This is a genomic window from Sphingomonas silueang (assembly GCF_040049155.1).
Lineage (GTDB): Bacteria > Pseudomonadota > Alphaproteobacteria > Sphingomonadales > Sphingomonadaceae > Sphingomonas > Sphingomonas silueang.
Window position 1 is genome coordinate 56,975 of record NZ_JBDZDK010000007.1, and the last position, 20,635, is coordinate 77,609.

General features: G+C 70.8%; 23 protein-coding genes and 1 tRNA gene. 12 read left to right on the forward strand and 12 right to left on the reverse strand.

All coding sequences use genetic code 11. From position 1 onward, the window contains the following. Positions 1–9 precede the first annotated feature (9 nt). Entirely contained in the window at positions 10–1,227 is a 1,218-nt protein-coding gene (locus ABLE43_RS09055) for an argininosuccinate synthase (RefSeq protein ID WP_348978168.1), read from the reverse strand. Positions 1,228–1,367: 140 nt separating this feature from the next. Here ABLE43_RS09055 and ABLE43_RS09060 point away from each other — a divergent pair, with 140 nt between their 5' ends. Next, positions 1,368–1,700, forward strand: a complete 333-nt coding sequence (locus ABLE43_RS09060) for an EF-hand domain-containing protein (RefSeq protein WP_348978169.1) — start codon at positions 1,368–1,370, stop codon at positions 1,698–1,700. A gap of 438 nt (positions 1,701–2,138) precedes the next feature. After that, positions 2,139–3,236: a LacI family DNA-binding transcriptional regulator gene (locus ABLE43_RS09065; protein ID WP_348978170.1), complete on the forward strand. Its 1,098-nt coding sequence runs from the start codon at positions 2,139–2,141 to the stop codon at positions 3,234–3,236. Positions 3,237–3,257: 21 nt separating this feature from the next. Here ABLE43_RS09065 and ABLE43_RS09070 read toward each other — a convergent pair whose 3' ends face one another. Genes ABLE43_RS09070 through ABLE43_RS09100 form a run of 7 tightly spaced genes read right to left on the reverse strand, consistent with a single transcriptional unit; the run spans position 3,258 to position 8,075 of the window. After that, the gene (locus tag ABLE43_RS09070) at positions 3,258–3,944 is read right to left on the reverse strand and encodes an ATP12 family chaperone protein (RefSeq protein WP_348978171.1); all 687 of its coding nucleotides are present in this window, start codon (positions 3,942–3,944) and stop codon (positions 3,258–3,260) included. Beyond that, a complete protein-coding gene (locus ABLE43_RS09075) occupies positions 3,941–4,153 on the reverse strand; it encodes a hypothetical protein (protein ID WP_348978172.1) in 213 nt (70 codons plus the stop codon). Before ABLE43_RS09075 ends, ABLE43_RS09070 begins: the two co-directional genes overlap by 4 nt. Then, positions 4,150–4,809: an HAD-IA family hydrolase gene (locus ABLE43_RS09080; protein ID WP_348978173.1), complete on the reverse strand. Its 660-nt coding sequence runs from the start codon at positions 4,807–4,809 to the stop codon at positions 4,150–4,152. Before ABLE43_RS09080 ends, ABLE43_RS09075 begins: the two co-directional genes overlap by 4 nt. Continuing rightward, the gene (locus ABLE43_RS09085) at positions 4,806–5,774 is read right to left on the reverse strand and encodes an FMN-binding negative transcriptional regulator (protein ID WP_348978174.1); all 969 of its coding nucleotides are present in this window, start codon (positions 5,772–5,774) and stop codon (positions 4,806–4,808) included. Before ABLE43_RS09085 ends, ABLE43_RS09080 begins: the two co-directional genes overlap by 4 nt. After that, entirely contained in the window at positions 5,774–6,874 is a 1,101-nt protein-coding gene (locus ABLE43_RS09090; protein ID WP_348978175.1) for an RluA family pseudouridine synthase, read from the reverse strand. The genes ABLE43_RS09085 and ABLE43_RS09090 overlap by 1 nt, the downstream gene beginning before the upstream one ends. Further along, positions 6,871–7,248: a fluoride efflux transporter FluC gene (locus tag ABLE43_RS09095; protein ID WP_348978176.1), complete on the reverse strand. Its 378-nt coding sequence runs from the start codon at positions 7,246–7,248 to the stop codon at positions 6,871–6,873. Before ABLE43_RS09095 ends, ABLE43_RS09090 begins: the two co-directional genes overlap by 4 nt. Before the next feature lie 14 nt (positions 7,249–7,262). Beyond that, a complete protein-coding gene (locus ABLE43_RS09100) occupies positions 7,263–8,075 on the reverse strand; it encodes a LytTR family DNA-binding domain-containing protein (RefSeq protein ID WP_348978177.1) in 813 nt (270 codons plus the stop codon). A 175-nt stretch (positions 8,076–8,250) separates the two neighbouring features. Here ABLE43_RS09100 and ABLE43_RS09105 point away from each other — a divergent pair, with 175 nt between their 5' ends. From ABLE43_RS09105 to ABLE43_RS09125, 5 genes are all read left to right on the forward strand, one after another. After that, positions 8,251–8,781 carry a DUF2306 domain-containing protein gene (locus ABLE43_RS09105; RefSeq protein ID WP_348978178.1) on the forward strand — a complete coding sequence of 177 codons (531 nt, stop codon included), beginning with the start codon at positions 8,251–8,253 and terminating at the stop codon, positions 8,779–8,781. Between the two features lie 49 nt (positions 8,782–8,830). Then, complete coding sequence (locus ABLE43_RS09110; RefSeq protein WP_348978179.1) at positions 8,831–9,196, forward strand: hypothetical protein; 366 nt, start codon at positions 8,831–8,833, stop codon at positions 9,194–9,196. A 100-nt stretch (positions 9,197–9,296) separates the two neighbouring features. Then, positions 9,297–10,025 carry a 4-hydroxy-tetrahydrodipicolinate reductase gene (gene dapB / locus ABLE43_RS09115; protein ID WP_348978180.1) on the forward strand — a complete coding sequence of 243 codons (729 nt, stop codon included), beginning with the start codon at positions 9,297–9,299 and terminating at the stop codon, positions 10,023–10,025. Beyond that, positions 10,022–10,687 carry an endonuclease III gene (gene nth / locus ABLE43_RS09120; protein ID WP_348978181.1) on the forward strand — a complete coding sequence of 222 codons (666 nt, stop codon included), beginning with the start codon at positions 10,022–10,024 and terminating at the stop codon, positions 10,685–10,687. Before dapB ends, nth begins: the two co-directional genes overlap by 4 nt. Positions 10,688–10,723: 36 nt before the next feature. Then, positions 10,724–10,800: transfer RNA gene (locus ABLE43_RS09125), tRNA-Arg, on the forward strand. A gap of 144 nt (positions 10,801–10,944) precedes the next feature. Here the strand turns inward: ABLE43_RS09125 and ABLE43_RS09130 are convergent. Beyond that, positions 10,945–12,246, reverse strand: a complete 1,302-nt coding sequence (locus ABLE43_RS09130) for an MFS transporter (RefSeq protein ID WP_425475249.1) — start codon at positions 12,244–12,246, stop codon at positions 10,945–10,947. A 363-nt stretch (positions 12,247–12,609) separates the two neighbouring features. Here ABLE43_RS09130 and ABLE43_RS09135 point away from each other — a divergent pair, with 363 nt between their 5' ends. Together ABLE43_RS09135 and ABLE43_RS09140 are read left to right on the forward strand one after the other, a co-directional pair. Then, positions 12,610–14,376, forward strand: a complete 1,767-nt coding sequence (locus ABLE43_RS09135; RefSeq protein ID WP_348978183.1) for a sensor histidine kinase — start codon at positions 12,610–12,612, stop codon at positions 14,374–14,376. Further along, complete coding sequence (locus ABLE43_RS09140; protein ID WP_348978184.1) at positions 14,373–15,659, forward strand: sigma-54-dependent transcriptional regulator; 1,287 nt, start codon at positions 14,373–14,375, stop codon at positions 15,657–15,659. The genes ABLE43_RS09135 and ABLE43_RS09140 overlap by 4 nt, the downstream gene beginning before the upstream one ends. Positions 15,660–15,902: 243 nt before the next feature. On the opposite strand, the gene ABLE43_RS09145 is transcribed toward ABLE43_RS09140, so the two are convergent. Then, positions 15,903–16,607 (reverse strand): hypothetical protein, encoded by a 705-nt coding sequence (locus ABLE43_RS09145; protein WP_348978185.1) that lies wholly within the window; start codon positions 16,605–16,607, stop codon positions 15,903–15,905. A 117-nt stretch (positions 16,608–16,724) separates the two neighbouring features. On the opposite strand from ABLE43_RS09145, the gene ABLE43_RS09150 reads away from it, so the two are divergent. Both ABLE43_RS09150 and rarD read left to right on the forward strand, forming a co-directional pair. After that, positions 16,725–16,946, forward strand: coding sequence for a hypothetical protein (locus ABLE43_RS09150; protein ID WP_348978186.1), 222 nt, complete (start codon positions 16,725–16,727; stop codon positions 16,944–16,946). Between the two features lie 5 nt (positions 16,947–16,951). Next, positions 16,952–17,845: an EamA family transporter RarD gene (rarD, locus tag ABLE43_RS09155; RefSeq protein WP_348978187.1), complete on the forward strand. Its 894-nt coding sequence runs from the start codon at positions 16,952–16,954 to the stop codon at positions 17,843–17,845. Positions 17,846–17,974: 129 nt separating this feature from the next. On the opposite strand, the gene ABLE43_RS09160 is transcribed toward rarD, so the two are convergent. Continuing rightward, positions 17,975–18,535, reverse strand: a complete 561-nt coding sequence (locus ABLE43_RS09160) for a glycine zipper 2TM domain-containing protein (RefSeq protein ID WP_348978188.1) — start codon at positions 18,533–18,535, stop codon at positions 17,975–17,977. Positions 18,536–18,628: 93 nt separating this feature from the next. Then, positions 18,629–19,453 (reverse strand): class I mannose-6-phosphate isomerase, encoded by an 825-nt coding sequence (locus ABLE43_RS09165; protein WP_348978189.1) that lies wholly within the window; start codon positions 19,451–19,453, stop codon positions 18,629–18,631. Positions 19,454–19,582: 129 nt separating this feature from the next. On the opposite strand from ABLE43_RS09165, the gene ABLE43_RS09170 reads away from it, so the two are divergent. Next, on the forward strand, positions 19,583–20,584 hold the full coding sequence (locus ABLE43_RS09170) for an outer membrane protein assembly factor BamD (RefSeq protein WP_348978190.1): 1,002 nt from the start codon (positions 19,583–19,585) through the stop codon (positions 20,582–20,584). Positions 20,585–20,635 lie beyond the last annotated feature (51 nt).

Consider the following 20,635-nt stretch of genomic DNA (forward strand, 5'->3'; position numbering starts at 1 on the left):
TGCCGCTCCTTACCGGTCGCGCCGTCCGAGCAGGCGCAGGCGCAGCGCGTTGAGCTTGATGAAGCCCGCCGCGTCGCGCTGGTCGTACGCGCCCTGATCGTCCTCGAACGTCACCACCTTCTCGCTGTACAGCGAATTGGGCGAGCGCCGCCCGATGACATGGGCCGCGCCCTTGTAGAGCTTGAGCCGCACCTCGCCCGACACCTTCTGCTGGCTATGGTCGATCGCCGCCTGCAACATCTCGCGCTCCGGCGAGAACCAGAAGCCGTTGTACAGCAGCTCGGCATAGCGCGGGGCCAGCTCGTCCTTCAGATGCGCGGCACCGCGATCCAGCGTGATCTGCTCGATCGCGCGGTGCGCGGCGTGCAGGATCGTGCCGCCCGGCGTCTCGTACATGCCGCGCGACTTCATGCCGACGAAGCGGTTCTCGACCAGGTCGAGCCGCCCGATGCCGTGCGCCCGGCCCAGTTCGTTCAGCTTGGCGAGCAGCGTCGCGGGCGACATTCCCACCCCGTCCACCGCCACGGCATCGCCGCGCTCGAACGCGATGGTGACGATCTGTGGCGTGTCGGGCGCGTCCTCGGGGCTGACGGTGCGCGAGAAGACGTAATCGGGCACTTCCTCCCACGGGTCTTCCAGCACCTTTCCTTCGGAGGAGGTGTGCAGCAGGTTCGCATCGGTCGAGAAGGGCGATTCGCCGCGCTTGTCCTTGGGCACCGGGATCTGGTGCGCTTCTGCAAAGGCGATCAGCGCGGTGCGGCTGGTCAGGTCCCATTCGCGCCACGGCGCGATCACCTTGATATCCGGCTGGAGCGCGTAATAGCCGAGCTCGAAGCGGACCTGGTCGTTGCCCTTGCCGGTCGCGCCGTGGCTGACCGCATCGGCGTTGACCAGCTTCGCGATCTCGATCTGGCGCTTGGCGATCAGCGGGCGCGCGATCGACGTGCCGAGCAGGTACAGCCCCTCGTACAGCGCGTTCGCCCGCATCATCGGGAACACGAAGTCGCCGACGAACTCCTCGCGCAGGTCGTCGATGAAGATATGCTCGGGCTTCACGCCCATCAGCTCGGCCTTCCTGCGCGCCGGTTCCAGCTCCTCGCCCTGGCCCAGATCGGCGGTGAAGGTGACGACCTCGCAGTTGTAGTTCTGCTGGAGCCACTTCAGGATGACGCTGGTGTCCAGCCCGCCCGAATAGGCGAGCACGACGCGGTTGATGGAGTCGGCCAAGACAAGGCTCCTCATGGGATTGGCAGGATATGGCCGCGCGCCTAGGCGAGCCGGGGCGGCGGCGCAAGAAAAGCATGCATCTTGTCAGACCGGTGCGCCGGTGCGACGCTGGGGGCACATGTTCCTTACGGAGAATTCGGATGCTGTCGTTCCTGCTGGCCGCCCTGCTGCAAACCGCGCCGCAACCGGCCCCCGCGCCCGCGCCCGCGCCGACGGCGCCGGTCGTCAGCCCGGAGGCGGATGACGAAGCCGAATTCTTCGGCCTGTTCGACACCGACAAGGACGGCGCGATCAGCAAGGCCGAGTTCGACGTGGTGACGGCCCGCGTCGATGCCGAGGCGGCGAAGGCGGACCCGTCGCAGAAGGGACAGGCCGCCGCCGGACTCGCCACCGCCTTCGCGCTGATGGACCAGAACAAGGACGGCCGCATCACCCGCGAGGAATTCCGCGCACTGACCCGGGCGGGCCAATAGGGGCGGCCCTTACCATCTCCCCCCCCCGGGAGGATTCCTCTGCGAAAATCCTTTTCCGTACCCCCGCGCAGGCGGGGGTCCAGGAGCCAAGGACGCAAGCCGTTGTTTTACCTGGCTCTGGACCCCCGCCTGCGCGGGGGTACGGCAGGATCAAGGGTTGACCCTGGATTTTCGCAAAGGAATCGTGGAAGGGAAGGGAGCAGTTTTGCCGGCATCCCGCCCGGCATGAAGCTGCCGACTGTCCCCACTCCCGTCACTCCCGCGCAGGCGGGAGCCCATATGCGCCGACGTCGCGAATCCTTCCCGAACCGCGGCGGAAATGGATTCCCGCCTGCGCGGGAAGGACGAAATCCGTGGCAGCGAGTAAGCGCCGACAGGTCCGGGATCGCTCCCGCCCCCGGTTCCCTCCGCGCCGATCCGGCTCTACGCTCGGGCGCGATGCACAACGACCTGCCCGGCGGTCCGGGAACCACCATCGCCACGACCATCGCCGATGTCGCCGCGCGCGCGGGCGTGTCGATCCGCACCGTCTCGCGCGTGCTCAACCGTTCGCCGCTGGTGAACGCCGAGACGCGCGAGAAGGTGGAAGGCGTGATCGCCGCGCTGCGCTTCCGCCCCAGTGCGCGGGCGCGGGGGCTGGCGACCGGGCGCTCCTATCTGCTCGGGCTGGTGCATAACGATCGCAACGCGCTGGTGCTCGATCCCCTGCAACGCGGCGTCGTGCGCGAAGCGGCGGCGCGCGGCTATGAACTGGTGGTCCATCCGGTCGCGACCGATGCCGCCGACGTGAGCGGCGACGTGACCGATTTCGTCGAGCGCTCGCGGGTCGACGGGGTGGTGGTGGTGCCGCCGGTGTCGGGCGTGGCCGATCTGCCCGCCCGGCTGCGCGCGGCGGGCGTACCGTCGGTCGCGCTGTCGTCGGTCGCGCTCCATGGCTATGACGCGATGCTGGTGTCCGACGAACGCGGCGCGGCGGCGGCGGTCGCGGCGCATCTGCTGGCGCTGGGCCATCGCCGCATCGCGCTGCTCTCCGGTCCCGTCGCCACCCATTCGGCACGCGAACGCCGCACAGGGTTCGTCACGGCGCTGGCGGCGCAGGGGGTGACGCTGCTGGCGGAGGCGAGCGGCGACTATGGCTTCGATTCGGGCGTGGCGGGCGCACAGGCGCTGCTGGCCGGGACGGAGCGCCCCACCGCGATCTTCGCCGCGAACGACGTGATGGCGGCGGCGGTGCTGAAGGTCGCCGCGCGGTGCAACCTTGCGGTGCCGCGCGACCTGTCGGTGGTCGGCTTCGACGGCAGCATCCTCGCGCAGATGCTCACCCCTGCGCTCACCACCATCCGCCGCCCGATCGCCGACATGGCCGCGCACGTCACCCGCAGCCTGATCGACCGGATCGAGGGGGTGCCGACCGCGACGGTCCCGCCCGCCGCGCTCGAACTGGTGGTACAGGGATCGACCGGCCCGGCGCCGCCGTCGGACAACGCTGTCCGCCACCACGAAACGCCCCGTTCCGCGCAACCTTCGCAACCTTAAGCGGCGTTACCGGACCGCCGACTACCCCGCCTGCACCGCGCGCAGGAACGCCACCGCCGCATCGAACTCCGCCGCCCGTACCGCCCGCGTCCCGGCGGCCAGCGCGTCCTCGCCCCATTGCTCGGCCTGCCAGTCCTCGTCGACATGCGCCGCCGCCCATGCCGCTTGCGGTACGATCGCCCCCTCGACCAGCATCAGGCCGATCAGCAGCGATCCGGTGAGGCTGACGATCGGCGACAGCGGCGCCAGCACCCACGGCGACAGCGCCACCACCCCCTCGCGCAGCCGGGCGAGCGTCAGCGGCGGCTGCTCGACCGGCATCAGTCCGGCGGTAACGGCGAAGGCGACGCCATAGCGCCCGGCCGCCCAGTCGAGCACCGGGTCCCACGCCGCCGCCTGCCGCGCGCCCAGCGGCCCGTCGCCGTCGCGGTAGCAGGTCAGGTCGCTCGCGCCATAGACCGCGATTCCGCCCGCAAAGGCAGCGGGGTCGGGGGCGATCCGCTCGATCGCGGCATTGGCGAGGCCGGTGAACGGCATCGCGCGAGGATCGACCGTCTCGCCGACCGCGCGCCACTCCGCCGCCACGGCTTGCGCCAGCGCATCGGTCGGCAGCGCCAGCGCCAGCCGCCCCGGCGTGCGCACCGGCCGCCCGTCCAGCGCGATGCCGCGCCCCGGCGTCACCGCTACATCGGTCCAGAAGCGCTTCACCGGCTGCGCCACTTGCGCGCCAGGCCGCGCGGCACCACCGCCATCGCGTACAGCGCCGACAGCACGATCGCCACGCCCAGCACCTTCGGCGCGGTGGCCTGCGCGCGCGCGATCAGCACCACGCCGAACACCGCGCCGCACGCGGTGGCGATCCGCACCGCCACCATCGCCAGCCAGCGGTTGCGTGTCGTCCGCTCGTCCGGGGTCATGCCGTCTCCAATAGCTGCGGCAGGGTCGCGGCATCGTGCGCCAGCACGTCCGCCCCCGCCGCGATCAGTTCGTCGGGGCCATGATAGCCCCAGGTCACGCCGACGGCACGCACCCCTGCGGCGCGGGCCATCGCCATGTCGAATGCGGTGTCGCCGATCATCACGCTGGCCTGTGGGCTGGCCCCCGCCTCGGCCAGCGCCGCAAGCAGCATCGCCGGATGCGGCTTGGACGGGTGGCGGTCGGCGGTCTGGAGCGTGGTGAAATGCCGCGCGATCCCGTGATGCGCCAGCAGCAGCGCGAGGCCCCTGTCCGACTTGCCGGTCGCCACCCCCAGCCGCCAGCCGCCGTCGAGCAGCGCGGCCAGCGCCGCGACGACGCCGGGGAACAGCGGCTCCTCGGCCAGCGTGCCGTCGGTGCGCATCGCCCGGAAATGGCGCTTGTAGCCCTCCGCGACGTCGTGATGCGCCGCCTCGTCCAGCGTCGGGGCCAGCCGCGCCACCGCCTGCGGCAGGCTCAGGCCGACGATCCTGCGCACGGCGCGCGGATCGGGTGCGGGCAGTCCGGCCTCGGCAAAGGCCAGCGCCATCGCGCGACAGATGTTCGCCTGCCCGTCGGCCAGCGTCCCGTCGCAGTCGAACACCGCCAGCCGGGTCATGCCGGCGCCTTGCAATCGGTGGCGCGCAGCCGGATGCGGACCCCGCCCGCCACCGCATCGCGCGCGGCGGGGCAGGGGGCGGTGACGGTCAACTCGTCCGGCGCGGTCCAGCGTGCCGCGATCGGCGCGCCCTCGAACCCCCCGGCGTCGAAGCGCAGCACGACATCCTCCTCGGGCAGTGCGCCCTGCGGCGGGAAGCCGTTCTCGTCCCGCTCCACCGGCACGGCCCGACCGGCAGGAGACACGGTGACGACGGTGCTGCCCGGCACGTCGCACAGGTCGGGGCACCACAGCCGCGCGATCCGCGTGCCCTCGGGCGAGCGCGCCGCCCCCAGCAGCCAGTCGGTATCCTCCAGCGGATCGCACGCCCCCAGCAGCAGCGCGCCGCCCAGCATCGCCGCCCGCATCCACGCCGCCAGCGGATGGCTCCCCAGCCGCGCCGTCACCCGCTCGCGCACGTCCACGGGCTTGTTCTGGCTGAGCTTGGCGGTGCCGCGCCACGCGGTCGGCACCAGCGCGAACCCGGCGATCGCGCCCAGCATCGCCTCGGCCCTGGCGGGATCGATCGAATCGATCGCCCAGGGTTCGTCCTCATAGGTCGCCGCCAGCGCATCGATCTGCCCGCGCAAGCCTGCGCGATCGAGCGGACGGACCACGCCCTCCACCTCGACCGACAGGTAGTTCCATGTCGGCACCTCGTCCGGCCCGGCCCCGTACCAGCGGGGGGAGACATAGGCATGCGGCCCCTGCGCCACGAACAGCGCGGTGGCCCCCGCCAGATACGGCGTCAGCGCATTGCCGCGCGCGAGGTGGAAGCGCAAGCTGCCGTCCGCGTCCACCACCACCGGCAGCTGCGCCGCGCGCGGTCCTTCTGGCGTCTGCGCGAACAGCACGCCGAACCCCTCGCCCGCGACAAAGGCCCGCGCGGCCCCCTCGTCCATGCGGAAGGCGGCGTCGGGGTGCATCAGTCGCGGCTGCCCCGCGACCGCCGCTCGCCCCGGCGTTCCTTGCGATAGGTCTTGGCATGCGCCTTGGCCCTGGCCTTCTGCTCGGCCCTCGTCGGCGGTGCGGGGGCGTCGTCGATCATCGCGTTGCCGAGGGTCAGGTCGAAGCCCAGCAGGTCGATGCTCTCGGCGATGTGCGGCGGCAGCTCGGCGGTCACGTCCAGCTGCCCGCCGTCGGGATGGTCGATGCGGATGCGGCGCGCGTGCAGGTGCATCTTGCGGCTGACCCCGCCGGTCAGGAACGCCGCCTGCCCGCCGTACTTCCCGTCGCCGACGATCGGATGGCCGATCGCCGCCATGTGCACGCGCAGCTGGTGCGTACGCCCGGTAAAGGGTTGCAGCTCGACCCAGGCGGCACGGTTGCCGACCCGTTCGATCACGCGGTAGCGCGAGCGGGCGGGCTGCCCTTCCGCCTCGTCAACATGCATCTTCTCGCCGCCGGTGCCCGGCTGCTTGGCGATCGGCAGGTCGATGATCCCGTCGGCAATGTCGGGCACGCCGACCACCAGCGCCCAATACACCTTGCGCGCGGTCCGCCCGGAGAAGGACTTGGCGAAATACGCCGCCGCCCGCGCCGTCCGCGCGATCAGCAGCGCGCCCGAGGTATCCTTGTCGAGCCGGTGGACCAGCTTGGGCCGCCCCTCGCCGTCGAACTGGAGCGCGTCGAGCAGCCCGTCGACATGGTCGTGGGTCTTGGTCCCGCCCTGCGTCGCGAGGCCCGGCGGCTTGTTCAGCACCAGCGCCTGTTTGTCGCGGTGGATGACGAGGCTCTGCGCGAATTCGGTCTGTTCGGCCGACAGCGGCGGGCGTTCCGCCTTGGCACGCGGCTGTGCCACCACCGCCGATTCGGGCGGCGGCACGCGCAGCATCTGTCCGGCGGCCAGCCGTGCGCCCGGCTGCGCCCGCCCGCCGTCGATCCGCAGCTGCCCGGTGCGTGCCCAGCGCGACACGGTGTTGAAGGTCACGTCGGGCAGGTGCCGCTTGAACCAGCGGTCGAGCCGGATGCCGTCGTCGTCCGCGCCGACCGTGAACTGGCGCACATCGTTGTTGTTGCCGCTCATGCCGCCGTCCCCTTCGCGATCGAAAGCCCGGCGAACAGCGCCAGCCCTGCGCCGATCACCGACACCAGCGCATAGCCCAGCGCCTGGAGCCCAGCGCCGCGCTCCACCATCGTCACCATCTCCAGCGAGAAGGACGAGAAGGTCGTGAACCCGCCCAGCACGCCGACCCCGATCAGCAGCCGCGCGCCCTCGCCGCCGCCATGCCGCGCGAGCATGCCCATCAGCAGCCCCATCGCCAGCCCGCCCAGCAGGTTCACCCCCAGCGTACCCCAGGGATAGCCCGGACCCACCACCGCCGTCGCGGCCCGCCCGAAAAGATACCGCAGGCCGGAGCCGATCGCTCCGCCCGCCATGACGAGGATTAGATTGCCCATGATTGCCTGCGGCTCTAGCCGATCGTGGCGCGCGGGGGAACCGCTGGCGTGGCGATCGGCCAATCCGCCGCCTGCAACGCCTCCGCCTGCCCCCGCGCGACCGGTGCCTCGATCCCGCCGGTCAGGGCAAGGCGCAGGTTGCGCCCGTCGCGCGTCGCGCCCCGCACATGGGCGCGCGCCACCCACCAGCTGCGATGGACCAGCCGCCCGTCGACGCCCGCCAGTTCGGCGACGGCATCGCGCATCCGCATCAGGATCAGCGTCGATCCCAGCGGCGTATGCGCCCGGACATAATGATCCTCCATCTCCAGCGCGATCAGGTCGCGCCCCAGATGCGGCGGCAGCCGGTCGAGGAACGCCGGGGCGGGCGGCGCGGGTTCGGCCGCGACGACCGGGGCGGGTGCGTCGGCAACGGCATCCGGCACCGACCCGCCCCGCTTCCGCGCGAACCAGAAGACCGCGGTGATCGCCGACCCCAGCACCAGCACATTGGCATAGGCGTTCAGCCAGTCGCTCGCCGAATTGACGCGCAGCGCCCCGCGCAACCCGCTCGCCGCCCATAGCAGGACGGTCATCGGCACCGTCGCCAGCACGCACGCCAGCGCCCACAGCGCCGCTTCGGGCAGGTCCAGCACCCGCGCCGCCCGGCTCGCCAGCGCGGTGGCGGGGCGGTAGCAGCCATAGCCCGCGAGGACGACCGCGAGCCAATAGGCCAGCCGCCACGCGAACGGCGCGCCGAAGCTGCCGAACGGCCCCAGCACCGCCAGCACCAGCCCGATGGCGGCGACGATGGTCAGGTCGATCAGCAGTCGGCGGGCTTCGGGCATCGGCGGCTCGCATCGGCAGCGGCGGTTCGTGCACCCGAATAGCGTGCCGTTTCACGCTTCGTGAAGCGGAAAGCGGCGGTTTGGCGAAGCGCCGCGCCCGTTTCGCGCCAACGCGCTTGCCCGGCGGCGGGCGGCGGGCATCGCTGGGGACGACCTCTCGCCACCGGAGCACGCCATGTCCGCCGCCCTCGCTTCCCCGTCGCCCGCCCGCCGCCCGACCGACGTATCGCTGCCCGCACGCATCGCCGTGACGCTGGGCGGCGGGGCGCTGGGCCTCGCCAGCCTCTATGCGTTGCTGCGCGCCGCGACCGGCATCGCGCCGCCCGCGGCGGACGCGCACGGGGTCGCGGTGGCGATCCACCTGATGAGCGTGCTGCCCGCGATCCCGCTCGGCCTCTATGTCCTGCTGACCCGCAAGGGCGGGGCGCGCCACCGGCTGCTCGGGCGGATCTGGATGGCGCTGATGGTATCGACCGCGCTCAGCGCGCTGTTCATCCGCCAACTCAATCACGGCGGCTTCTCATGGATTCATATCTTCGTACCGCTAACGATTGCAATCGCAGCGCTCGCGATCGCCTCGGCCCGCGCCGGGCGGATCGCGCAGCACCGTAACCGCTTGATCGGCATGTATTTGGGGGCGCTGGTGATCCCCGGTGCCTTCGCCTTCGCGCCGGGGCGGCTGATGTGGGTGTGGGCGTTCGGCTGAACGCGCACCCCCTTGCCCGATACGGTCGCAACGATTACATTATGCTGCGATGCAACACGCTACCGCCTCTGCGCAGGATCATGGTCCTGCGACCGACTCCGCCACCGCGGAGCTGCGCGCGTCGCTCAGCGACATCATCCGTTTCGCGCTGATGCAGAAGATCTGCATTTCGGTGCGCTACAACAACATGGACATGCTGCTGGCCCCGCACATGCTGTGGACCAAGCACGGCGACCTGCACGTCGATGCGGTGACGGTCGAACGCGCGGGCAGCGCGCCCAAGATCACCAAGATCGGTACCTTCAAGCTGCTCGGCCTCGGCAAGGTCGCGCTGACCTCGCGCACCTTCGTGCCGCAGGCCGACTTCAACCCCAGGGATCCGAAATACGCCGAGGCGCCGGTCGCGCACGTCTGAGTCGGCGGCGCGCGAATCGCCGCAATCGCTTGCACGGTCACGCCGCCGGGGCCATGGAGCCGCAAAGGCCGCGCGAGCGGTGCGACAGCGGGCGGAAACCATGACCAGCATCGGCATCTTCGGGCGGCAGGGCCGGATGGGCCAGGCGATCGAGCGCGAGATCGCGCGGATCGGCGAGCATTTCGCGGGCGGCACCGAAGCGGGCGACGATCCCGCCACGCTCGCCGCCCATGCCGATGTGCTGGTCGATTTCTCCTCCCCCACCGCGCTGGAAGCCAATCTGGCGGCGGCGCGGGCCGCCGGGCGGCCGATCGTCATCGGCACCACCGGCCTGGGCGACCGGCACCATGCGCTGATCGACGCGGCGGCCGGGGACATCGCGGTGCTCCAGACCGGCAATACCTCGCTCGGCATCGCGCTGCTCTCGCGGCTGGTGCGCGACGCGGCGCGGCGGCTGGGGCCGGACTGGGATATCGAGATCGTCGAGTCGCACCACCGGCTGAAGGTCGATGCGCCGTCGGGCACCGCGCTGATGCTGGGCGATGCCGCCGCCGAGGGGCTGGGCACCACGCTCGCCGACAGCGGGGTGATCGGCCGCGCGGGGCTGGTCGGCGCGCGTGCGGGCGGCACGATCGGCTTCGCCTCGCTGCGCGGCGGCACGGTGATCGGCGACCATCAGGTGGTGTTCGCGGGCGAGGGCGAGCGGATCGAGCTCGGCCACCGCGCCGACGACCGGGCGCTGTTCGCCCGCGGCGCCATCCGCGCCGCGCTGTGGCTGACCGGGGCGGGGGCGGGGCGCTACACGATGGACGCGGTGGTCGGCGTTTGAAACGGGCCGACATCGCCGAATTCTTCCGCCGCCTGGCGGAGGATAATCCGCATCCCGAAACCGAGCTCGAATCGGTCAACGACTATACGCTGCTGGTCGCGGTGGTCCTGTCGGCACAGGCGACCGACGTCGGCGTGAACAAGGCGACCCGCGCGCTCTTCGCCGAGGTCGACACCCCCGAACAGATGATCGCGCTGGGCGAGGACGGCCTGAAGGCGCATATCCGCACCATCGGCCTGTTCAACGCCAAGGCGAAGAACGTGATCGCCTTGAGCGAGGCGCTGGTCGCCGACCATGGCGGACAGGTGCCTGCCGACCGCGCCGCGCTCGAAAAGCTGCCGGGCGTCGGGCGCAAGACGGCGAACGTGGTGATGAACGTGGCGTTCGGCGCGGAGACCTTCGCGGTCGACACCCATATCTTCCGCGTCGGCAACCGCACCGGCCTGGCGCGCGGCAAGACGCCGAACGCGGTCGAGGCGGTGCTCGACCGCGTCGTGCCCCAGCCGTTCCGGCTGCACGCGCACCATTGGCTGATCCTGCACGGCCGCTATGTCTGCAAGGCGCGGCGACCCGAATGCTGGCGCTGCCCGGTGGCCGATCTGTGCGCCTTTCGCCCCAAAACGCCCGCGCCTGCGGAAAAACCGGCAAAACGGCTGGCATAAGCGTCCGCGCTTTGCTAGGCGCTTGGCCCCGGCGATGCACCCGTAGCTCAGCTGGATAGAGCGCTGCCCTCCGAAGGCAGAGGCCAGGGGTTCGAATCCCTTCGGGTGCGCCATTTTCCGATCGATGTCCGAAGCTGCCCGCGCGGGTGCCCGGTCGCGTCCGCGGCACGCCGGTGTCCGGCACGGCCGCCGCCGGTTCGCCGGTCGCCGAACCTGTCCATGGTCGGCATCGCGGATCGAAACGGCGGCGGAACGGCTCAGTCCTCGGCGATCAGGCTGTCCTTGCGGGTGTCGCGCATCCGCAGATAGACGATGAGCGAGATGCCGATCATCGCGGTGACGTACCAGTAGAAGCCCTGCTCCCACCCGGCGGCCTTGAAGCGCAGCGCGACCCATTCGGCGGTCCCGCCGAACAGCGTGTTGGCCAGCGCATAGGGCAGCGCCACGCCCAGCGCGCGGATGTGCGCGGGGAACATCTCGGCCTTCACCACCGCATTGATCGAGGTATAGCCGGTCACGATGATGAGCGCCGCCATCACCAGCAGCCCGGCGGTGAACATGTCCTGCGTCTGCGACAGCGCGGTGAAGATCGGATAGGTGAACAGCACGCCCGACGCACCGAAGGCGATCATCAGCGGCTTGCGCCCGATCCGGTCGCTCAACGCCCCGGCCAGCGGCTGCAGCAGCATGAAGACGAACAGCGTGACCGCGTTGATCTGCGTCGCCGCTTCCTTGGTGAAGCCCGAGGTGTTGACGAGGAACTTCTGCATGTAGATCGAATAGGCATAGAAGGCGAGCGTACCGCCCGCGGTCAGCAGCATGACCAGCGCGGTTTCCTTCGGATGATGGCGCAGCAGCGTCAGGAAGCCCGACTTGGGCGCATCGGTCTTCCTGACGTTCTTGAAGCTCTCGGTCTCGGCGAGGCCGCGGCGCAGGCGGAACACGACGACGGCGAGCACCGCGCCGACCGCGAAGGGAATGCGCCAGCCCCATTCCTCCAGCGCGGCCCTGGGCATCACGTTCTGGAGCAGCAGCAGCAGCAGGATCGCGAGCAGCTGGCCCGAGATCAGCGTGACATACTGGAACGACGAGAAGAAGCCGCGCCGGTCCTTGCCCGCCATTTCCGACAGATAGGTCGCGCTGGCGCCATATTCGCCGCCGACCGACAGCCCCTGCATCAGCCGCGCGATCACCAGCAGCGCGGGCGCGAACACCCCGATCGTGGCATAGCCCGGCGTGCAGGCGATGATGAGCGAGCCGAGGCACATCAGCGTCACCGACAGCGTCAGCCCCGACTTGCGCCCGTGCCGGTCGGAATAGATGCCCATCACCCACGCGCCGATCGGGCGCATGACGAATCCGACCGCGAACACCGCCGCCGTGTTCAGCAGCTGCGCGGTCTGGTCGCCGCCGGGGAAGAAGTGCGGCGCGAAATACAGGGTGAAGGCGGCATAGACGTACCAGTCGAACCATTCGACCAGATTGCCGGTCGATCCGCCGATGATCGATTTCAGCCGGGTGTTGGTCGATGGCCCCGCGCCTTGCGCGGGATGGCCCATGGGTATCGTCGCCATGTCGTCTCTCCCATTCCTATATGGTTGGATCATCGGAAGGTGCCGTCCGGAACGGCGCCGGACGCTGCCGGATGCGGGACAGGGCACGGGGGATCGCGTCGCAGGCGGCACGCCGCCGCTGCCCGTCGTCCTGTTCGGGGAATGCCATCGCCCATCCTCTCGCCCGCCCGTGATTCCCGGTGCGTGGCCAAGGATGCGCGGTCGCGACCGCACAGTAAAATCCTTCGCGACAGACCGTATTTTGTCGTTATGTATCAATGTTATAAGCGAAATACGGGCGATTTGCCCCTCGCGATCCGTGCGAGATTTCGCATGACAGCGTGCGGCGCATTGCAGCATCCTGCACCGATGGCCGGTCGTCGTACCCTTCCGCTGATCGCCGCCGGGGCGATGACCGTGTTCGTCGGACTGGTGGCATGGCTGTGCGCCGCCACGCTGCTCGGCCGCGCCGCGCGGGCCGACCTGCGCGAATCGGCGGAGCGCGTCGCGCGCCAGCAGAACCGGCTGTTCGCCAGCGATCTGGCGCAGTTCCGGCTGCTGCCGGTGGTGCTCGGCGAATACGGCGATCTGGACGACGCGCTGCGGCAGGGCGATGCCGCCGCGCGCACCCGCATGGACGACAAGCTGCGCCTGCTCGCCGAGCGTACCGGCGCGCCGGTGCTGTATCTGATCGACCGGGCCGGGCGGACGATCTCCGCCTCCAACGCGGGCACGGCGGAAAGCTTCGTCGGGCGCAACTATCGCTTCCGCCCCTATTTCGTGCGGGCGATGCGCGACGGGGCGGCGGAATATTACGCCGTCGGCAATGTCAGCGGCCGGCCGGGCCTGTTCCTCGCCCGTCGCATCGGCACCGCCGCCGATCCGGCGGGGGTGATCGTGGTGAAGGTCGAGTTCGACGACCTCGTCCGTGCGTGGCGCGGCGATCCGGGCGAGACGCTGGCGATCGACGGGCGCGGGATCATCCTGTTCGCGACCGATCCCGCCGAGCGCTTCCGCCTCACCCGCCCGCTGCCGCCCGCCGATCGCGCCGCGATCGCGCGGGCCGCGCAGTTCGGCGGTGCGGCGCTGCTGCCCAGCCGCTATCGCTGGCAGGCCGAGGGCACGGCGCGCGGGCCGGACGGCGAGCGGCTGGTCGTCGCGAGCGCCGCGATGCCGGTGCCCGGCTGGCGGCTGGTCCATGTCGCGCCCGCCGCCGCCGCGCTGCGCGAGGCGGCCAATCTCGCGCGGCTGATCGGCCTCGTCGCCGCGCTGGTCGCGGGAGTCGTCCTCGCCTTCGTCGCGTGGCGCACCACCCGCGCCGCGGATGCCGCGCGCGAACGCGCCGCGCTGGAGGCCGCGGTGGCGACCCGCACCGCCGAGCTGCGCGCCGAGATCGCCGAGCGCACCCGCAGCGACCATCGTTTTCGGGAAGCCCGCGAGGAACTGGCGCAGGCCAACCGGCTCGGCTCGCTCGGCTCGATCACGGCGGGCCTCGCGCACGAGATCAACCAGCCGGTCGCGACCATCCGCACCCTGTCGGAAAACGCCCGCGTGCATCTGGGGGCGGGGCGGCTGGAGCGGGTCGAGGCCAATCTCGACCGCGCGATCGCACTGACCGTGCGGATCGGCGCGATCACGCAGGAGATGCGCCGCTTCGCCCGGCGCGGCAGCGGCACGATCGGGCCGGTCGAACTGGACGCGGTGATCGCGGGTACGCGCCTGCTGATCGCCGATCGCTTCCGCAGCGCCGGGGTCGCGCTCGACCTGCCGCCGCCCGGCCAGCCGGTGGTGATCGCCGGACGGGTCCGGCTGGAACAGGTGCTGGTCAACCTGCTTCAGAACGCGCTCGATGCGGTGACGGGGCGCGACGCCGCGCAGGTGGCGCTGGGCGTGGCGACGGAGGGCGACCGGGTGATGCTGACCATCGCCGACAATGGGCCCGGCATCGACCCCGCGATCGCCGACCGGATCTTCGAGCCCTTCGTCACCGGCAGGCCCGAGGGGCTGGGACTGGGGCTGGGGATCGTGCGCGATATCGTGACCGCGTTCGACGGCACGGTCGCGGTCGTGCCCTCGCCGCTGGGCGGGGCGGCGTTTCGCGTCACGGTGGCGCGGGCATGGGAGGATGGGCGATGAAGGTCCTGCTGATCGATGACGACGACGATCTGCGGCTGGCGATCGTCGATACCTTCGCCATCGCCGGGATCGACGTGGAGGCGCATGCCGACCCGCGCGCCGCGCTGGCGGAGATCGATGCCGACTATCCCGGCATCGTCGTGACCGATATCCGCATGCCCGGCATGGACGGCCATGCGGTGTTCGATGCCGTCCGCGCGCGTGATCCCGAACTGCCGGTGCTGCTGATGACTGGGCATGGCGATATCCCGATGGCGGTCGCGGCGCTGGGGCGGGGGGCGTTCGACTTCATCGCCAAGCCGTTCGCGACCGACGAACTGGTCGCCAGCGTCCGCCGCGCGCTGGAGACGCGGCGGCTGGTGATCGAGAACCGGCGGCTGCGCGCCGCGCTCCCCGCCGCCGAGGAGGATTTCCCGCTGATCGGCACCACCCCGGCGATGATCGCCCTGCGCGCGGCGATCCGCCAGCTCGCCGAGGTCGAGGTCGATGTGCTGGTCGAGGGCGAGACGGGCACCGGCAAGGAGCTGGTCGCGCGGATGCTGCACCGCCGGAGCCGCAGGCGGGCACGCGAGTTCGTCGCGATCGACTGCGCCGCGCTGCCCGATCCGCTGGCCGACGAGGCGCTGTTCGGTTCGCGCCACCAGCAGGGGCGCATCGCCGACGCGGATCGCGGCACGCTGTTCCTCGACGAGATCGACAGCATGTCGCACGGGCTTCAGGGCAAGCTGCTGCGGGTGATCGAGGAACGCGAACTGCCCCCGATCGGCGGCGGGTCGCCGCGCAGCGTCGACCTGCGCATCGTGGCGGCGGCCAAGGGCGATCTGGCGCAGGCGTGCGCCGAGCAGCGGTTTCGCGAGGACCTGTTGTACCGGCTGGAAACCGTCCGCCTGCGCATCCCCCCCTTACGCGAGCGGCGTGCCGACGTGCCGCTGCTGTTCGGCTATTTCCTGCGCGAAGCCGCCGAGCGTTTCGGGCGCGAAACGCCCGCGCTGACCGCGACCGTCGAGGCGCGGCTGATGACCGATCCGTGGCGCGGCAACGTGCGGGCGCTGCGCAACTTCGCGGTGCAGACCGTGCTCGCGCTGCCCGGCACCGCCGGGGAGGAGGACGGCCTGCCGCTTGCCGAGCGGGTGGCGCGGTTCGAGACGGCGGTCATCGGCGAGGCGCTGGAGCGCGCGGGCGGCGATGTCGCCGCCGCCGCCGAGGCATTGGCGATGTCGCGACGCAGCCTCTACGACCGGCTGCAACGCTACGGCCTCGATCCCGGCAGCTACCGGCGGTAGCGTTCGATAGAAACGCGGACGATGCTTCCCCCCCTTTCTGGCAGGATTCCTGCGCGAAAGTCCTGTTCCGTACCCCCGCGCAGGCGGGGGTCCAGGAGCTACGGACGCAAGCCGTTGTCTTACTTGGCTCTGGACCCCCGCCTGCGCGGGGGTACGGCAGGATCAGGGGTTGGCCTTGAACTTTCGCAGAGAAACCCCGAGAGGGAACGGCCCCCGCTCCGGCATCACCGGAGCGCCGCACCATCACCCCCCGACCACGAGGTCCACTGCCGTGCCGCGCCCCTCGGGTGCGGCGAACACCGCGAACGAATCATTGCCGCGGCTGCCGCCCAGCACATGCTGTCCGTCCTCCGCCTGATGCTCGGCGGAATAGCCGCCCGCGCGGGCGCGGGTGTAGTACCAGTCGATGACCCGCCCGACCGGCTGGTCGATCACATAGCTCACCACGCGCAGGCGGCAGCCACCGGCATCGGTGCCCGCCGCCTCGGTCACGCGCGCATCGGGATGCAGCGCGAAGGGGGCGGGCAGCTGCGTCGCCCAGCGCGCCGAATAGGCGATCTTGCTCGCACACTGCCGCCGCGCGTTGCGCTGCATTGCCGCCAGCTCGCCCAGCGTCATCGCCTCGCGCGCGGTGCCGCACGACGGACAGTCGCCGGGGGCGGGGGCCGATGCCAGCTGCTCCGGTCCGGCGGCGCTGCCTGCCGCTACGGTCGGCGAGGGGATCGGCGCGGCATAGGGCTGGTCGGGCGGGCGCACCGCATCGCCGTTCGATTGCGCGCGCAGCGTCGGATCGACCATGATCTGGTCGTGCAGCGCCGCCGTGACCGCGGGATCGGCATCGTTGGCCGACGCCAGTTCGCTGTCGAGCGCATCGGTATTCGACGCCTCGTCCCCGCCGCCACAGGCCGTCAGCAATGCCAGCGCGGCGAACACTCCCATGCGAATCATCGACGACGCCCCCTTTCCAGACCCACCCGGTCCTCGCCGACCCGGTGCATGCCGCAATGCCGCGAAAAATGGCGGTACGCCATTGTCCTTGCGTACGGTCGTGACCATTTGCGGGACATGCTGAACCTCGTCTCGATCCTGATCGGCCTTGTCGCGCTGGTGCTGGCCATTCCGGCGCTGCTCCCCGTCATCTCGCTGATGAACTGGATCGTGTTTCCGATCGCGCTGGTCGGGCTGGTCGTGGGCATCCTGTCGTCCAGGACCTCGGGCCGCAACCTCAACCTCGTGATCCTGATCGTCAGCGGGCTGCGGCTGTTCCTGACCGGCGGGCTGATCTGATCGAGGTGCGCGGGGGGGCGGACCGGCGGGGGCTGGCGTTCGGCGTCGGCGCCTATGCGCTGTGGGGGCTGCTGCCCCTGTATTTCCGGCTGCTGGGACCGATCGACGCGGGCGAGATCGTGGCGCAGCGGGTGCTGTGGTCGGCGCTGCTGGTGGCCGGGTTGGTGGTCGCCACGCGGCGCGGTGCCGCGCTGCGCGCCGCCTTCGCCGATCGCCGCGCGCTGCTGAACCTGATCGCCAGCGCAGGCTGCATCGCGATCAACTGGCTGGTCTATGTCTGGGCGGTGCTGCATGGGCAGGTCCTGGCGGCCAGCCTCGCCTATTTCCTCAACCCGCTGCTCAACGTCGTGCTCGGCGTCGTGCTGCTGGGCGAGCGGATGAACCGGGTACAGGCGATCGCGGTGGCGCTGGCCGGAGCCGGGGTCGCGCTGTTCGCGGCCGGGTCGTCGTTGGCGGCGCTTGCCATCAGCCTCAGCCTCGCGGTCAGCTTCGCGCTCTACGGCCTGATCCGCAAGACGGTGTCGGTCGGCGCGCTCGAAGGGCTGATGGTCGAGACGACGCTGCTCGCACCCGTCGCGCTCGGCTATCTGCTGTGGCTCGGGGCGGGTGCGCCGCTGGCGTTCGAGCGGGGGCCGGGGATGGCCGGGCTGCTGGTGCTGGCCGGTGCCGTCACCACCGCGCCGCTGCTGTTGTTCGCCGCCGCCGCACGCCGCCTGCGCCTCGCGACGATGGGCATGTTGCAGTTCCTCGCCCCGTCCATCCAGTTCGCGCTGGCGATCACGGTGTTCGGCGAGCCGCTGACCCCGACCCGCTTCGCCTGTTTCGCGCTGATCTGGGCGGGACTTGCCGTCTATGTCGTCGGCGGACTGCCGGGGCGGCGCGCAGCCGCCCCGGAGTAGGGCTTTCGTGCGGCACCGGTCCGCTCCCCCACCCGGCCACCCAACAGGATACTGGCGTGGGTGGCCGGGTGGGGGAGCGGGCCGGTACCGTTCCGGGAACGCGCGTCTCCGCGCGTTCCCGCCAGCGACTTACCGGCAGACCACCTGCCGGCGATCGATCGACCGGCCGAGCAGCGCGCCGCCCGCGCCGCCGATCAGCGTACCGAGCAGGCTCGACTGGCCGCCCGCGATCACGTTGCCCAGCACGCCGCCGCCGATGCCGCCGATGATGAGCCCGGTCGTACCGTCGCTGCGGCGGCAGTAATAGCGGCCGTTCTGCCCGCGATAGATGCGGTCGTTGCGGGTCAGGTAGCGCGGCTGGTAATAGCGCCCGTCGCGATAATAGCGGTCGGCATAATAGCGGCCCTGCCCCGGCTCGAACCGGTTGTAGTTGTAGTTGCGATACTGGCGCCAGTCGCGCTGGTCGCGGCGCAGGTCGCGGCGCGCATCCCGCACGTCCTCGCGATATTCGCGGCGCGCCTCGCGCACGTCGCGGGGCGAATCGGCGCGGCGGATGTCGCGGCGATAGTCGCGGCGGGCATCGCGCAGCTCGTCGCGATATTCCTGGCGCGGGGTTTGCGCCATGGCAGGCGTGGCGACGACCGGCAGGGTGACGGCCGTGACCAGCGCGGCAAGGATCGGGGTACGCATATTCTTACTCCTCATCCGTCAGGATGCGGGGAAGAACGGCGCGTACCCCCAACAGTTGCGTGAACGGAAAACTACTTCGCGTTCATTTTCACGTCAGGCGTAATGATCGCCCGGATAGGCGAAGAGCAGGTCGGCATCTTCGCTCGCCCGTACCGACACTTGCCCCTCGAACGTCAGGCAGTCGCCCGCGGTCCAGGCAACGCCGTCGGCCTCGCCCGAACCCGTCACCGGCACGAACCAGCCCTTCACGCCTTCCGGCACGGTCACGGTGCGCTCGCCGCCGGTCCAGCGCTCCAGCACGAACTTGGGGCCGTCGACCAGGATGGTGCGGTCCCCGGCGACCTTGCCCGGTGCCTCCGGCGCCACGAACGGCCGCGCGTCCGACACCGCCACCCCGTCCTCCAGATGCAGCTCGCGCGGGCGGCCATAGTCGTACAGGCGATAGGTCGTCTCGGAATTCTGCTGGATCTCGATCAGCGTGATCCCCGCCCCGATCGCATGGACCGTGCCCGACTTGGCATAGAAGAAATCGCCCGGCTTCACCGGCTTCCAGTCGAGCTTCGCCTCGATCGATCCGTCGAGCGCGGCGGCCTTCAGCTCCTCGGCGGTCATCGGTTCCAGCGTGCCCAGCGCGATCGTCGAATCGGGCTCGGCGTCCAGCAGCGTCCAGCATTCGTCCTTGCCGCGCGGCAGCCCGCGGGCGTGCGCCTGGGCATCGTCGGGATGGACCTGCACCGACAGTTTTTCCGAAGTGAACAGATATTTGACCAGCAGGTCGGGCGTGTCGTCGCCCGGCGTCTTGTACCAGATCTCGCCGACGGGATCGGCATCGGCGGGCTGGTCGGCAAAGCCGAAGCCCAGCTTGTGGCGGCCCCACGGCTTTTCGACGCGGTGCATTTCGAGCTTGGTGACGGGCACGGAGAACGTCCTTTTGCGATGGGGCGGTTGCACGCCATCCCATGCGCGAAAGGGACGGTTCGCGCTACCCCCTGCCCGTGCGCGAAAGGGACTGTTCGCGCTGGTGCTTGCGCATTAGAAGCGGGGCCCATGCGTACCCTCCCGTTCCGCGCGTCCGCGCTCGTCCTCGTCGCCATCGCCGGTGCCGGCCTGTCGGGTTGTGCCCGCGGCGGGGCCGGGGCAGGGCGCGACCTGCCCTATGTCGCGCGCGACGTGGGCACGCTCTACACCGCCGCCAAGAGCCGCCTCGACCGGCAGCAGTACAAGGTCGCCGCCGCGCTGTTCGACGAGGTGGAGCGCCAGCATCCCTATTCGGTCTGGGCGCGCCGCGCGCAGCTGATGGGCGCGTTCAGCTATTATCTCGACGCCGATTATACCAAGGCGATCGCGGGGGCGCAGCGCTTCCTGTCGGTCCATCCCGGCAACCGCGACGCGCCCTATGCCTATTATCTGATCGCGCTGAGCTATTACGAGCAGATCAGCGACGTGACCCGCGACCAGAAGATCACGATGCAGGCGATGGATGCGCTGGGCGAACTGTCGCGCCGCTATCCCGACACGCCCTATGCCGCCGATGCCCGGCTGAAGCTCGACCTCGTGCGCGATCACCTCGCGGGCAAGGAGATGGAGATCGGCCGCTTCTACCAGCAGCGCGGGCAATGGCTGGCCGCATCGATGCGCTTCCGCTCGGTGATCGACCAGTATCAGACGACGACCCACGCGCCCGAGGCGCTGATGCGCCTGACCGAGACCTATCTGGCGCTCGGCGTGCCGGGCGAGGCGAAGAAGTCGGCGGCGGTGCTCGGCGCCAACTATCCCGGCACCGACTGGTATCAGCGCGCCTATGACCTGATCCGCGACAAGACCCCGCCGCCGCCCAAGCCGATCCCGGTGAAGGTCGCGCCGCCCGCGCCGCCGCCCACCGGCACGGTGAAGCTGGAGGATGCGGACGATACGCCCGCAGCCCCGCTCACCCCGCCCGCGACCACCCCGTCGCCCAACGGGCCGACCACCGGCGGCACGACCACCGGCCCGACCGGCAGCGGATCGACCGTCACCGGCGGCACGATCGGTTCCAGCACCGGCAACTGACGCGCCCGCGAATCGCGCAAAGGCATTTGTTCTTGCCTTGTTCTTGATGTA